This is a genomic window from Subdoligranulum sp. DSM 23681, from assembly GCF_057005535.1.
On sequence record NZ_CM168050.1, the window covers coordinates 2524693 to 2538233 of the forward strand.

The following is a 13541-nucleotide window of genomic DNA, read 5'->3' on the forward strand; positions in this document are numbered from 1 at the left end:
CGGTCCGGTTCTTTTTGTCTGATGGCGGACAGATCAGCCGCGCTTTACATAGTCACGCACCAGAGCCTGCAGCAGATCGTCGCGGTCAATGCGGCGGATCAGGGCGCGGGCATTCTTGTAGGTGGTGATGTAGGTGGGGTCCTCCGAAAGAATGTACCCCACAAGCTGGTTGACGGGGTTATAGCCCTTTTCCTCCAGCGCGCTGTATACCAGCATCATGACCTGTTTGATCTCCTGGTCTTTATCGTCGTGGATCGAAAAGACAGCAGTCGGTTCCGAAATCGCCATGGCAACAACCCCCTTTATCAACGCTTATTCAGGAATTCTGTTTTCCATTATATACGATTTTTTCCGGTTTCGCAAGGGGCATCCGCGGCGAAACCCACAAAAAAGACGCATTCTGGTCGGAAAATTTTGCCAAAGCAGGCAAATCAGCCTTCCAGCACCTCGCCGTGACGTATGACAGTGCGGATGTTCAGGTCGGCATCTGCCAGGATCACGTTGCCGATACGGCCTTCCGCCAGACTGCCGTAATCGGCCTCAATGCCGATGCAGCGGGCCGGATTTTCGGAGGCGGCGCGCACGGCGCTTTCCAGGGGCACGCCCATCTGCAGCACCGCATGGCGCATGCAGTCATACAGGCAGGTGGCGCTGCCGGCGATGGTGTCGGGGTGTTCGGTCAGGGTGGCGCGGGGACCGCGCACAGTCACGGCCTGTCCGCCCAGGCTGTAGGCACCGTCCGGCAGGCCGCAGGCCATCATGCTGTCCGCAATCAGCACCACATGGTCGTCGCCGAAGGTGTTGAAGGTGAACCGGACCACCGCCGGATGAATATGCACGCCGTCGGTGATCAGCTCCACCATGGCGCCGTCTTCCAGGGCTGCGATGATGGGGCCGGGGTCCCGGTGATTGATACCGGGCATGGCGTTGTACAGATGGGTCATATGGTTGGCGCCGGCGGCAAAGGCAGCCTTGGCGGTATCATAGTCGGTGCAGGTGTGGGCAATGGAGATGCACACTTCTTTGCTGCACTCCTTGATGAAATCCATGTTGCCCGGTTCTTCGGGGGCCACATCCACCAGCTTGATCAGCCCGCCGGACCGCTCGTTCAGGCGGCGGAACATGCCCGCGTCGGCGGCCATGACGTATTTGGGGTTCTGGGCGCCCACCTTTTTGGGGCTGATGTAGGGGCCTTCCATGTTGATGCCTACCAGATCGGCGCCGCGCTCGTTTTTGTGGGCGGCAGCCACGTCCATGATACCATTGAGGATCTCCTCGCTGAAGGTCATGGTAGCGGGGCAGATGGCCAGCACGCCCTTGCTGGCTTCAAAATCTGCGATGGCCTGCAGGCCTTCGGGATCGGCATCACAGAAGTCGTGGCCCACGGCGCCATGGAAATGGATGTCCACCAGTCCGGGCAGAGCGTACAGGCCGTCAGCGTCAATGACCTGCTCGCCCGGTTCCGCCATGGCGTGGGGGACGATCCGGCCGTTGCGGATCACCAGATCCTGCACGGAAAAGGTGTGCTGCGGGGTATAGACTTTGGCGTTGCGAATAATCATAGTTTGTTCCTCGCTTGTTTGCTAAAAACCCCCGCCCCGGCGGGGCAGGGGAGTGGTGGTATTACTTTCAGATCTCGCTCAGCGCTTCCTCATCGCCGACCAGGATGAAGTCGGGGTGCATCTGCAGGATGGAGGCGGGCACTTCCGGCGTGACGGGGCCGAAGAAAGCCTTCTTCACGATGGAAGCCTTGTCCTTGCCGCTGGCGACCAGCAGGACCTTGCGGGCCTGCATGATGGTCTTGATGCCCATGGTGTAGGCCTGACGGGGCACATCGTCGATGCTCTCGAAGAAGCGCTTGTTGGCCTCGATGGTCTCCTGGGTCAGATCCACGCAGTGGGTGCCCAGCTCAAAGGCGGAACCCGGCTCATTGAAGCCGATGTGGCCGTCATGGCCGATGCCCAGCAGCTGCAGGTCGATGCCGCCCACGCTGCGGATGACTTCATCATAGCGGGCGCACTCGGCAGCAGCATCCAGGTTGGTGCCGTCGGGCAGGTTGATGCGGCTGTGGTCGATGTTCACATGGTTGAACAGGTTGTCATGCATGAAGTACCAGTAGCTCTGGGGATTTTCCCGGGGCAGGCCGCGGTATTCGTCCAGGTTGACGGTGGTCACTTCGGAAAAGTCCAGATCGCCCTTGTTGTACCAGTCGATCAGCTGCTTGTAAGTACCCACAGGGGTGCCGCCGGTGGCCAGACCCAGCACGCAGTTGGGCTTCATGATGACCTGGGCCGAGATGATGTTGGCAGCCTTGCGGGACATGTCTTTGTAGTCTTTTGCACGAATAATTTTCATAGTCACAAACCTCCGGAAAAATCAGGATCAGGAAGAAAATATCGCTATTTTTAGTATAGCAATCCGGAACAAAAAAGGCAATGCAGGAAACGGATTCTTTGTGCGATATTCATGAAGAAAACGGACAAAAAGCGGCTCTGCCGGCCGGCAGGGGGAAAACATAAAAAGTGCCACGGGCGGGCACAACGCCCGCCCGTGGCGGTAGATGCAGCGGAGAGAACCAGCGGCTCCGCCCCGGAAAACGACTGTTGGAAAGGTACCTTACAGCATCTTCTTCAGCTCATCATAGACGAACTGCACCTTCGGTCCGATAACGACCTGGCAGGCAGTCTTGCTGGGACGGATGACACCGGCGGCGCCGGCGGCCTTGACGGCCTTTTCATCGACAGCAGTGCTGTCCTTCACTTCGAAGCGCAGACGAGTGGCGCAGTAGTCAACGTTGGCCACGTTGCCCTTGCCGCCCACAGCGGCCAGAACGCCGGAAGCGATGGCGGTGAAGTCATTGTTTGCCAGCTGGATGTTGGATTCAGCAGCTTCGGCATCCTCATCCTCACGGCCCGGGGTGACCAGGTTGAACTTGGTGATGGCGAAACGGAACACAACGTAGAAGACGATGAAGGCGGCGATGCCCAGAGGAATGATCATCCAGGTGTTGGCATGAGCCGGCAGAGAAGCGGAGAAGACCAGGTCAGTGGCACCGGCAGAGAACATGAAGCCGGCGCGGAACCCGATGTAGTAGGTGATGACGCTGAAGATGCCGTACAGCAGGGCGTACACGACGTACAGCGGGAAGCACAGGAACATGAAGCCGAATTCGAAGGGCTCGGTCACGCCGCAGACGAAAGCGCAGATAGCGGCGGAGGTGACCAGACCGATGGCGGCCTTCTTGTTCTTGGCGGTGTGGACCATAGCCAGAGCGGCGCCGGGGATACCGAACATCATGCAGGGGAAGAAGCCGGACATGTACATGCCCAGGCTCCAGGTGACGTCAGCGGAGGTTTCGCCGGCCCAGTAATGGGTCAGGTCGCCCAGGCCGATGGTGTCAAACCAGAACACGTTGTTCAGGGCGTGATGCAGACCGGTGGGGATCAGCAGGCGGTTGAAGAAGGCATACAAGCCGGCACCGATGCCGCCCATGCCGACGATGGCGTCGCCGACCCAGACCAGGGCGTTGAAGATCAACGGCCACAGGAACAGCAGGATGACGGAGACAACAATGGAGACCAGACCGGTGACGATGGCCACGCAGCGTTTGCCGCTGAAGAAGGCCAGCCAGTCAGGCAGCTGGGTGCTCTTGAACTTGTTGTAGCAGGTAGCACCGATGATCGCAGCCAGAATACCGATGAAGGCGTTGCCGGCGGTCTTCTGGAAAGCGATGTAGGTAGAGGTGCCTTCCACCAGGTTCATGAAAGGCAGGGCGCTGACGACACCCACGCTCAGCAGCTGGGTCATCATCAGGTAGCTGACCAGACCGGCCAGAGCAGCGGTACCGTCATGGTCATCGGACAGGCCCACGGCAGCGCCGACAGCGAACAGCCAGGCCATGTTGTCGATCAGGGCGCCGCCGGCCTTGATCAGAATAAAACCAACGGTGTAAGCCACACCGGTGGTGGCGCCTTCAGCACCCATGGCAGCCGGAGCCAACGCATAGCCCAGGCCCATCAGGATGCCGCAGATGGGCAGCGCGGCGACAGGCAGCATCAATGCCTTGCCGAGCTTCTGCAAAAACTTCATCATAAAAGCATTCCTCCTAAAATATGGAAGCGTTCCAATCCCGTTCAATGGACACTGGTTCCTGACCACTGAACAGCTTGTTAAATATATATTAACATAATAGTCACAAAAATGAAAGATGTTTGCCCTGAAATTGGCGGAATGACGAAAAAACGATTTTTGTCCGGAATAAAATTCCCAGCAAAATCCGATGAGATTTCTGAAAATGGAAAAAGTGAAACTTTTTTTCAACCTTTTTCATAAGAAAATCAACTTTTCTTTTCCCGGTGTAAGGTGCCTGCAATCAAGAATAAATCCCGATTTGGGCATTTTGCCAAACCGGGATTTTTCAAACGTTAGAACTTTAACGAGATCTGTCCTGTGCAGCGTCCCGCCGCAGCAGGGCTTTTACCTGCGTCCGGTAGGCCGGAGTGCTGCGCAGGCTTTCGCAGATTTTCCGGATGGATTTGTTGTGGGTGAAGTCATCCAGAGGATCCTGTTTCAGGTAGGCAAGCCCCAGTTCCGGTTCTTTTACCGCCACAATGCTCACCGCCCAGGCGATCCCCAGCCGGGTGTACAGGGCGGGGCAGGAGGCGGCGGTGCAGGCTTCCAGTGTCAGCCGGCGTCCCTCCGGCGTGGCGGTAAAGTGGTCCAGCAGGCAGACGATGGCGAACCGGGCGGAAAATTCTTCTTCCCGGCGGCTCAAAGCCAGCAGCCAGGGCTGCCAGAAATCGGGTGTGCGGGCCATCCATTTACAGGAAACAGCGGTGGAATCACAGATACTCCAGTTGGTCACCCGGGGCAAAAAATCTTCCAGCCGGTCCCGGCGCTGGGCATCGGACATCCGTGCAGCACCGATGAGCATTCCGTGGAGCATGGCCTGCTCCAGATACGGCCCTTCCAGCGCCTGCCACAGTTCAGGGGATGCGGGCAGTGCTTTGGCCAGTTCTCTGGCAAGGGCCCGCAGCCTGGGCAGACGTACCCCCAGAATCGGCGGCGGGTCGGGGATCAGGGTGGCGGAAAAACGGGCATATTCCGGTTCGGCCATGGCCTGCAGGCGGGCCAGGATCTCCTGTTGGGTGTAGGGCATAAAAGGGCAGCTCCTTTCCTTTGCTTTATCCTACCATCGGATGCGGACGGCCGCAAGCCCTGCTCCAAAACAAAACGCCGGTGCGCGGTAAAGCGCATCGGCGTGCAGGCCCTTATATTTACATAAGGAAGGTCAGTCCATCACAAAGAGCTTGGGGGCGGCCTTGTACAGCAGGACCACAGCCACCACGGTCAGGATGGTTTCCGGCAGCATGTAGCTGGCGTTGTAGCCCAGGCTGTAGGTCCAGGCGGGCAGACCGTCGGACAGGTTGCCCCAGATCAGAACGCCGGAGAAGAAGCTGCACAGGAAACGGATGATGCAGACAACCGCGGTGCCCACACCCACACCAACCAGCCGGTTGGAGAAGGGCTTGGCAAAGACGCAGGCCAGACCCAGCAGGCTGAAAGCCAGCACATAGTCCAGCATGATCATGCCGAACAGGGGCAGCAGGCCGGGGGCCGGCGGGGCGTAAAAGCCCAGCAGCATCTGCAGCAGGCTGTTCACAAAGCCGGTGAACAGCCCCCACTTCACGCCGTGACGGAAGGACACCAGGATGAACGGCACCATGCTGAACAGGGTGATGGAACCGCCATTGGCCAGCTCAAAGATCTTGATGTTGGCCAGCACCGTGCCGAGGGCGATCATCAGGGCGCACTCGACCAGGATGCGGGTTTTGGAGGTGGTTTTGGACATGGGGAACACTCCTCAAAACGATAATAGTCCATAAAAACAAGAAACGCGCCCGACAGGCAAACCTGCGTGCGGGCGCGTGAGCTTCCGTATGATGGGATATCATCCCGTCCACTCCCTACGCCGGCATTACCCGGATCAGGTTAAAGGGTACTCCTTGCGGATCTCAGCCTTGCGGCGCCCCTGTTTCTATGTCCAAAAATAGTATACACATTTTGGTTAAAATGTCAAGATAAGGCGAAAATCGCCCCGCTCATGGGAGACAGATGCAGGACAAAACGGCCGCCGGACCATTGCAGTGCATTGCCGTCCAAAGGTCCGGCCGCAAACAGCAGGCTGGAGCGCCTTGGGCGGCCCGGGTCGCAGGGGGCGTCCAGAAAATGGTCGCCCAGATTGAAGACGCACAACAGCTTTTCGCTCTCCGTTTCCCGTAGATACCCGAATGCCAGTTTGCCTTCGTCTTGCAGTACCGGGCGATATCCGCCGCGGTGCAGGGCGGGGTGGCGGCTATACACCGCCCCCAGCGCCGCCGTATAGCGGTCCAGATTGCGGTGCAGCGGATGCCCCAGGCAAGCCCAGTCCATCTCCTTGTAAGGGTCAAAGGCCAGTGGCTGCCCGAACTCCCCGCCCATAAAGGTCAGGGGGCGTCCCGGCCGGGTGAACTGCAGCAGGTACAGTACCTGCATCTGCCGGAACTTTTCCTCTCCGCTTCCGGGCAGCTGCCACCAGACCGATCCGCTGTCCCAGGCATTGTCATCGTGACTCAGTGCGTTGACGGCGGTGGGGGAGCCGTGGTTTTGCAGCAGGGCGGAAAAACGTCGGCCGCGCTCGGCCGGGAGGGAGAAAAAGGTGAGGACATCCCGCGCCCAGGCACTGTCCCACACCGCATCGAACCCCAGGCCGCCCTGTGTGGTGGGAACGGCGGCATTGAGCGCACCGGCGGTATCCTCGGCGACCAGGAACACCGGACCGAACCGGGCGTGCAGCCCTCCGGTCAGGGTCTTGAAAAATTCCGCTGCCGCCAGGGCCTCCCCGGCATCCTGGGGACGGTAGAGGGCATGCCCCACAGCGTCCACCCGCAGGCCATCGCAGTGCAGCTCATAGATCCAGAAGGCGGCCGCACTCAGCAGAAAACTCCGTACCGGTCCGCTGGACAGATCAAACCGAAGGCTTCCCCAGTCACTGGGGCCCGCCTCAAACAAAGGGGCTCCGTCCCAGCGGGCCATCCGTTCAGGGTCCGGTGCAAAATGTACCGGTACAAAGTCGGCCAGAACCGCAATGCCGGCTCCGTGCAGCCGGTCGATGAGTTCGGCCACCCCCGCAAACCCGCCCAGGCGGGCGGTGGGGGCAAAGTATCCGCAGCCCTGGTACCCCCAGCTTCCGTCAAAAGGATACTCCGCCAGGGGCATCAGTTCCACACAGGTAAAGTTCCGTTCCTGCAGATAGGGGATCAGCACTTCAGCCAGTTCGCCGCCGGAATAGTACCGTCCGTCCCAATGCCGCCTCCAGCTGGAAGCATGCAGCTCGTAAATGTTCATGGGCATCTGCGGCAGCCAATGCCGCCGGGACATCCATTCCTCATCGGTAAAGTGGTATGCCGGACACAGCAGCCGTCCGGCGGTACCGGGCAGAGCCTCGTACCCGAAGGCAAAGGGGTCCGGTTTCAGCTGCCAGCTGCCATCGGGGCCCAGTATATTGTATTTGTACAGCTGTCCTTCCCGGGCGTGGGGAACCGTCCCCCGCCATAGCCCGTCCTCGCAGACAGCCAGTTCGGCGGCGTTCCACAGGTTCCAGCCGTTCCAGTCGCCCACCACCTGGACCCGGCGGGCATGGGGCGCCCAGACGGTGAACCGCCAGCCGCTTCCTGCCGGCTGGGCCCCCAGCAGCCGGTAGGCGTCAAAGCTGATGCCGCTGTAAAAATCCGCCACATCCGGCCGCATAGGCAGTGCTCCCTCCCCGATCAGGCGTTGAACGTTCCTGTTTTTGCTGTTGTAACTTATTGTATCACGGCTGCCCGCACAAAGGCAAACCCAGGGAATACCACCGGTAGGCCAAAATGCCCGCACAAACGACAAAAATCCCCAAAATATGGAAAGGAACCCAAAAATAGTGACGCCATTACGATGAAATTTTTACATCTTTCCCGGCTGTTGGACTTGCAATTTGCCCCTGTTTTCGTGTATGATTAGAACTGTATCATGATAAAGTGCAGGCATCTGCATGAATACAGCAAAGACGAAGAGGAATCAAAATGGCAAAAAAGAACCCTATGAAGTATTTTTCCGGCAGTACAGTGGCGCGGCTGCCCCTGTACAAGCTCATCGCCGGCGGTACGGCGGTGCTGCTGTGTGCCAGCCTGGGGATCGGTGCCATGGCGGCGGGGCTGAGCGGTGTTGACCTGTCTGCCAGCTCCGCACAACCCACCCCCACGCCGGTGGTGACCCCAACTGCCACGCCGGAAGCGGCTCCCACGGCGACCCCCACCCCCGAGACCCAGATCGAGATGGAGGTGACGGTGGTCCAGCAGGATATCGGTGTGCAGCTGTATGCGGTGAACACCGATACACCGGAAGAGGAAACCACCGACGACCAGACCGCCGGGACCGACAAGAACGAAGAAACCGACCGTACCCCCCTGACCGGCGTTCCCATGAACGTGCTGATCAAGGACAAGGACGGCAACGAGACTACATATGAACTGGATACCACCACCGGCACCGCGCTGGCGGAGGAGGTGGACCCCGGCGAATACACCGTATCCCTGCCGGAGACCGAAGGCTACATCCTGCCCGAGGCCCAGACCGTGACCGTCAACGAGAAGGTCGTCTACAAGGCGGACATCGCGGCGGTCAAGGACAAGATCGTGCAGTCCAGCCAGGTCAATGAAAGCCAGGAAGACTCCGCCTACGGTGACGGCGGCGGTGCTCCCATTGCGGAGGAGATCACCGATACGGTCGCTTACGCCGAAAGTTCGGCCAAGGAGATCGGCACCAAGACCACCTACACCGCCAGCCTGAGCAGTGACGGACACCTGATGCTCAGCGATGGTTCCGTCAGCCGTTACAAGCCCGTGTATGCGGACGGCACCCAGGAACTGACCGGTGCGATCCGCGACAGCGGCACCCGCAGTGCATCGGTGGTTCCGGGCAGCGTGTCCATCCTGCCGCTGGGGGTGACCGGCACCACCGAGATCCTGCCTCTGGCCGAAGGGGAGCAGGGGGAGACCGCTCTCCTGAACGAGGAAACCACCACCCCCAATCCCGACGAGACCCAGCAGCCGGACGTGACCGAAACACCCACCCCGACGCCCGTTGTCACCCCGACGCCCACTCCCACGCCTACGGCTACGCCGACTCCCACCCCGACGCCTACCCCCACTCCCACGGCTACGCCCACTCCGGCCCCGACGGCCACGCCCACTCCCACTCCCACGGCTGCGCCGACCCCCACGCCTTCCCAGGCTCCGGTGGATGCCAACTGGCCTGACCAGATCGAAGCCGGCAAGCTGAAGGAGTACGGCTTCGCGGTGGAAGCCAAGACCGAACCTATTTACGAGTACACCGGCTGGCAGAATATTGACGGCAAGGAGTACTATTACGATCCCGCCACCCATCAGCCGGTCACCGGCACGCAGGTCATCAACGGCAACGTGTACACCTTCAGTGCTTCCGGTGTGTTGGGCCAGAAGGAGCGCGGCATCGACGTTTCCAAGTTCCAGGGCACCATCGACTGGAACGCGGTCAAGTCCGACGGCATCACCTTTGCCATCATCCGTGTGGGCTACCGCGGTTACGGCAGCGGCGCCCTGGTGGAGGACTCCACCTTCCGCCGCAACATCCAGGGCGCCACGGCAGCCGGCATCAAGGTTGGTGTGTACTTCTACAGTCAGGCTGTGAATGAGGCCGAAGCCGTGGAGGAAGCCAGCATGGTGCTGAGCCTGGTCCAGGGATACGGCCTGCCCTGCGGCGTTTACTATGACACCGAGAAGGTGGCCGGCGATACCGGCCGTGCCGACGGCATCAGCGCCGCCCAGCGCACCGCCTGCGCCGTGGCCTTCTGCGAGACCATCCGCAACGCCGGTTACAGTGCGGGTGTCTACTCCTACGCCAGCTGGTTCTACAACTCCCTGAACTTTGCCAACATCAGCAAGTACCGCATCTGGATCGCCCAGTACCGCGATACGCTGGACTTTGCCTACAGCTACAACATCTGGCAGTACACCAGCACCGGCAAGGTCAAGGGCATCAACGCCAACGTGGATATGAACCTGGGCTGATAGCCTGCAAGGCTCTCATAAACTATAAAAACCACCCGGACGGATTCGTCCGGGTGGTTTTGTTTTGCACAAATTTGGTACTGCTCAGTTGAAACTTCCGTCCCAGAGGGGCAGATCTGTCAGGTATTCCTCCGCAACGGCGGGCACATAGTAGGCCCCGTAGGTTTTCAGGCCGGGGTCCTGGTCCGCCGCTTCCGGCACATCCTCCACCTCCACCCAGAAACGGTAGTAGGGCATCCAGCATTCTTCCTCGGTGCCGGTGCGGTAAACCAGTTCCACCTTGCGGATGAACTTCTCTCCCGGCATTTCGCAGGGAACGGTGGTCAGGTAGTGTCCTTCGGTCAGCAGCTCCCGGGCCCGGTCGGCGGTGATGATGGGGTAATCACCCAGCTTCCCGCTCAGGTCCGGCTGGCGGAACCGGATCAGATCCGGCTCCCCGCTGTCGTTGCCGTAGAAGCTCACCTTACGGAAGTTGTACTGCAGGATGCGGTCGGTATCACTGCCCGACCCCTCAAAGAATGAGAGGGTATAGCCGCTGAACTGCCCATCAAAATGGCGGTCGCCTCCGTCGATGTCGATTTCCGGCTGTTCCATGCCCAGAACATCCGCATAGGCGCTTATCAGGTATTGGGCGGTCCGGGTCAGCTCCTCACAGGATGTCTGGCGGGAGAGAGAATATTCCTCCGGCAGGGGCAGGGCGGGTTCAAACCAGATGGCGGCAACCAGATTCAGGTCCACATCGATGGACACCCCGCCCCCTTCGGCCATGAGCCGGGTGGGGGCAAAGTATTCCTCCGGCACGTCGGTGATCCCGGCCTGTTCCATCTGTTCCAGAATGGCGACTTTGTGCTGTTCGTCGTAGGCATTGTCGGTGATGGTCAGGTCGGATTCCTTCACCCCGAACCGTCCGGCCACGTCCAGCAGCATGGTTCGCATGGCATTCTGGTCGATGCCGACAGGCATGTGGAAGGGCGTTTCGTAGGTGATGGGGTTACGGAACACAGGCAGGGTGGTCAGGTTCATCTCCTCGGTCCAGGGGTTGCCGTTTACCAGTTCGGAGATGTCATAGGCCATCAGCCCCTCAAACCCCATGCCCCCGCTCAGGCTTTCCGGCAGGGTCAGCAGGGGCAGATCCGGGTTCCGGGTTGGTCCGGGTGTGGCGGCCGGGAAAGTTCCCGCGGTGTTTTGCAGCCAGAGTCCGGCACCCAGAGAACCCAGCAACGCCAGACAGGCTGCTGCGGCGCCCCATTTCAGCCAGTGGGGAGACCGGCGTCCGGGTTGTTCCTGTGCCGCTTCCACATAGGCGGGGGCGATCAGGCCCATCTTATCCAGCAGGTCAAAGCCTCTCACAGTTCAAATCCCTCCTTTTCCAGACGTTCCCGCAGCTGCTTGCGGCAGCGGAACAGGGTGGTTTTGACCTTGCTTTCGGACAGGGAATACCGTCGGGCAATGGCGGCCACCGGGTCCAGGTACCAGTACCGGCGCACAAAGATGTTCCTCTTTTCCGGGGCGAGGTCGGTCAGGAATGCGTTGATGATTCGGCCCAGGGTGATGTCATCCAGGCGGCATTCCACATCATCGGGGGCAGGCAGACACTGTTCCATCTCGGCGCTGAGTTCGCAGAGGTAGGCCTTGCGTTTGAGCCGGTCCCGCCGACGGCAGACATCCAGGGAGAGATGCCGGGTGATGCGGGCCAGAAAGTTGTACAGGTAGGTTCGGGGCTGGTGGGGCGGGATGGCGTTCCAGGCTTCCCAGTAGGTGTCGTTCTCACACTCCTCGGCGGTCTGGCAGTCCCGCACGATGTGGAAGGCCAGGGCACGCAGGCGGGGGCCGAACTTGTCGCTGGTCTGACGGATGGCGGTTTCATCCCGGGACAGATACAGGTCCACAATGACGGTGTCATCCAAGGAGAACCTCTCCTTTCTTTTCATTTTTCGGGTTTACTTTTCGGGATGCAGGGGGCTTCACCCCTATAAGCGCCGTTGAGGACGAAATGGTTACAGGCATGTAAGAAAAGTATAGCATACTCTGCGGAAATACCGACAAACAAAAGGGGCATCCGGCAAAATACCGGATGCCCATTCGGAACATTTGGCTGCGGAAAGAAGGGGAGAGACTCAGCACCCCTGCACCAGCTTGGCGGAGGACCCGCCCCGCACCTGGCCGTTTCCGTGCACGATGTATTTGTAGGTGCACAGTTCCGCCAGCCCCATGGGGCCCCGGGCGTGCAGCTTCTGGGTGGAAATGCCCATCTCGCAGCCCAGGCCGAACTCTCCGCCGTCGGTGAAGCGGGTGGAAGCATTCACATACACGGCGGCGCTGTCCACACAGGTGGTGAAGCGGGCCGCGGCCTCCTCATCGGCGGTGACGATGGCGTCGCTGTGGTGGGTGGAGTGCGCACCGATGTGGTCGATGGCCGCCTGCAGGCTGTCCACGACGCCCACGGCCATCTTGTAGTCCAGATATTCGGTGTCAAAGTCCTTCGGTCCGGCGGGAACGCCCTCGATTATGGCAGCGGCCCGGGGATCCAGATGCAGCTCCACCGGGGTCAGGCCGGCGGCAGCACGGGCATCGCACAGCCGCTGTTTCAGCTTGGGCAGGAACTCGGCGGCAATGTCCTGGTGCACCAGGCAAACCTCCGCCGCATTGCACACGCTGGGGCGGCTGGTCTTGGCGTTTTCGATGATGTTCAGGGCCATCTCCTGGTCGGCGGCCTTGTCCACATAGATGTGGCAGATGCCGGTGCCGGTCTGGATGCAGGGGACGGTGGCATTCTCCACACAGGCCCGGATAAGTCCGGCGCCGCCCCGGGGGATCAGCAGGTCCACCAGCCCGTCAGCGGTCATCAGTTCGTTGGCCGAAGCGTGGGTGGTGTCCTCAATAAGGCTCACCGCCGTCTCGGGCAGACCGACTTTGCCCAGCCCCTGCCGCAGCGCCTCCACAATGGCATGGCAGGAGGCCCAGGCGTCCCGGCCGCAGCGTAGCACGCAGGCGCTGCCCGCCTTGATGGCCAGGGCGGCAGCGTCGGAGGTGACGTTGGGGCGGCTCTCATAAATGATGGCAATGACGCCCATGGGCACCGCGGTCTTCTCGATGAGGATGCCGTTGGGCCGCACGATCTTGCGCAGCACCGCACCCACCGGGTCGGGCAGCGCAGCCACTTCCCGCATGCCTTTGGCCATATCGGCCAGACGGGTGGGGGTCAGGGCCAGACGGTCCAGCATCACGTCGCTCACCCGCCCCCGGGCGGCGTCCAGATCCCGGCGGTTGGCTTCCAGGATTTCCTCCTGAGCAGCCACCAGAGCCACCGCCATGGCTTCCAGGGCGGCGTCTTTGGTGTCGCTGTCCGCCATGGCCAGAGGCAGGCGGGCGGATTGGGCGTTGAGCAGAATTTCATGGGTGGTCATGGGTCATTCC

The 13541-nt window shown here is 60.5% G+C and carries 11 protein-coding genes and 1 riboswitch; of the genes, 1 reads left to right on the top strand and 10 read right to left on the bottom strand.

Going from position 1 to position 13541, the window contains the following annotated elements; genetic code table 11:
- Window positions 1-33 precede the first annotated feature (33 nt).
- The 7 genes from AC127K_RS11640 to AC127K_RS11670 all read right to left on the bottom strand — a co-directional run bounded on the left by AC127K_RS11640 (window position 34) and on the right by AC127K_RS11670 (window position 7788).
- Window positions 34-288 carry an IreB family regulatory phosphoprotein gene (locus AC127K_RS11640; RefSeq protein ID WP_204648228.1) on the bottom strand — a complete coding sequence of 85 codons (255 nt, stop codon included), beginning with the start codon at window positions 286-288 and terminating at the stop codon, window positions 34-36.
- Between the two features lie 143 nt (window positions 289-431).
- Window positions 432-1562, bottom strand: coding sequence for an N-acetylglucosamine-6-phosphate deacetylase (gene nagA, locus AC127K_RS11645; RefSeq protein ID WP_294540358.1), 1131 nt, complete (start codon window positions 1560-1562; stop codon window positions 432-434).
- A 67-nt stretch (window positions 1563-1629) separates the two neighbouring features.
- On the bottom strand, window positions 1630-2355 hold the full coding sequence (gene nagB, locus AC127K_RS11650) for a glucosamine-6-phosphate deaminase (protein ID WP_483720720.1): 726 nt from the start codon (window positions 2353-2355) through the stop codon (window positions 1630-1632).
- A 261-nt stretch (window positions 2356-2616) separates the two neighbouring features.
- The gene (locus AC127K_RS11655) at window positions 2617-4092 is read right to left on the bottom strand and encodes a PTS transporter subunit EIIC (protein ID WP_483720721.1); all 1476 of its coding nucleotides are present in this window, start codon (window positions 4090-4092) and stop codon (window positions 2617-2619) included.
- Between the two features lie 340 nt (window positions 4093-4432).
- On the bottom strand, window positions 4433-5158 hold the full coding sequence (locus tag AC127K_RS11660) for a DNA alkylation repair protein (protein ID WP_483720722.1): 726 nt from the start codon (window positions 5156-5158) through the stop codon (window positions 4433-4435).
- A gap of 132 nt (window positions 5159-5290) precedes the next feature.
- A complete protein-coding gene (gene thiT / locus AC127K_RS11665; RefSeq protein WP_294542673.1) occupies window positions 5291-5851 on the bottom strand; it encodes an energy-coupled thiamine transporter ThiT in 561 nt (186 codons plus the stop codon).
- 95 nt (window positions 5852-5946) lie between these two features.
- Window positions 5947-6043, bottom strand: a riboswitch (TPP riboswitch).
- Window positions 6044-6075: 32 nt separating this feature from the next.
- Window positions 6076-7788, bottom strand: coding sequence for a 1,4-alpha-glucan branching enzyme (locus AC127K_RS11670; RefSeq protein WP_483720723.1), 1713 nt, complete (start codon window positions 7786-7788; stop codon window positions 6076-6078).
- Between the two features lie 311 nt (window positions 7789-8099).
- On the opposite strand from AC127K_RS11670, the gene AC127K_RS11675 reads away from it, so the two are divergent.
- Entirely contained in the window at window positions 8100-10124 is a 2025-nt protein-coding gene (locus AC127K_RS11675; RefSeq protein WP_483720724.1) for a glycoside hydrolase family 25 protein, read from the top strand.
- Window positions 10125-10208: 84 nt separating this feature from the next.
- On the opposite strand, the gene AC127K_RS11680 is transcribed toward AC127K_RS11675, so the two are convergent.
- From AC127K_RS11680 to AC127K_RS11690, 3 genes are all read right to left on the bottom strand, one after another.
- Window positions 10209-11474, bottom strand: coding sequence for a hypothetical protein (locus AC127K_RS11680; protein WP_483720725.1), 1266 nt, complete (start codon window positions 11472-11474; stop codon window positions 10209-10211).
- Window positions 11471-12031 carry an RNA polymerase sigma factor gene (locus AC127K_RS11685; protein ID WP_483720727.1) on the bottom strand — a complete coding sequence of 187 codons (561 nt, stop codon included), beginning with the start codon at window positions 12029-12031 and terminating at the stop codon, window positions 11471-11473. Before AC127K_RS11685 ends, AC127K_RS11680 begins: the two co-directional genes overlap by 4 nt.
- Before the next feature lie 210 nt (window positions 12032-12241).
- The gene (locus tag AC127K_RS11690; RefSeq protein ID WP_483720728.1) at window positions 12242-13531 is read right to left on the bottom strand and encodes a glutamate-5-semialdehyde dehydrogenase; all 1290 of its coding nucleotides are present in this window, start codon (window positions 13529-13531) and stop codon (window positions 12242-12244) included.
- Window positions 13532-13541 lie beyond the last annotated feature (10 nt).

What these genes read in the sequence shown, in the direction of transcription:
- AC127K_RS11640 (WP_204648228.1), bottom strand. Translation starts at nt 288, where the DNA reads ATGGCGATTTCGGAACCGACTGCTGTCTTTTCGATCCACGACGATAAA.
- nagA (WP_294540358.1), bottom strand. Translation starts at nt 1,562, where the DNA reads ATGATTATTCGCAACGCCAAAGTCTATACCCCGCAGCACACCTTTTCC.
- nagB (WP_483720720.1), bottom strand. Translation starts at nt 2,355, where the DNA reads ATGAAAATTATTCGTGCAAAAGACTACAAAGACATGTCCCGCAAGGCT.
- AC127K_RS11655 (WP_483720721.1), bottom strand. Translation starts at nt 4,092, where the DNA reads ATGATGAAGTTTTTGCAGAAGCTCGGCAAGGCATTGATGCTGCCTGTC.
- AC127K_RS11660 (WP_483720722.1), bottom strand. Translation starts at nt 5,158, where the DNA reads ATGCCCTACACCCAACAGGAGATCCTGGCCCGCCTGCAGGCCATGGCC.
- thiT (WP_294542673.1), bottom strand. Translation starts at nt 5,851, where the DNA reads ATGTCCAAAACCACCTCCAAAACCCGCATCCTGGTCGAGTGCGCCCTG.
- AC127K_RS11670 (WP_483720723.1), bottom strand. Translation starts at nt 7,788, where the DNA reads ATGCGGCCGGATGTGGCGGATTTTTACAGCGGCATCAGCTTTGACGCC.
- AC127K_RS11675 (WP_483720724.1), top strand. Translation starts at nt 8,100, where the DNA reads ATGGCAAAAAAGAACCCTATGAAGTATTTTTCCGGCAGTACAGTGGCG.
- AC127K_RS11690 (WP_483720728.1), bottom strand. Translation starts at nt 13,531, where the DNA reads ATGACCACCCATGAAATTCTGCTCAACGCCCAATCCGCCCGCCTGCCT.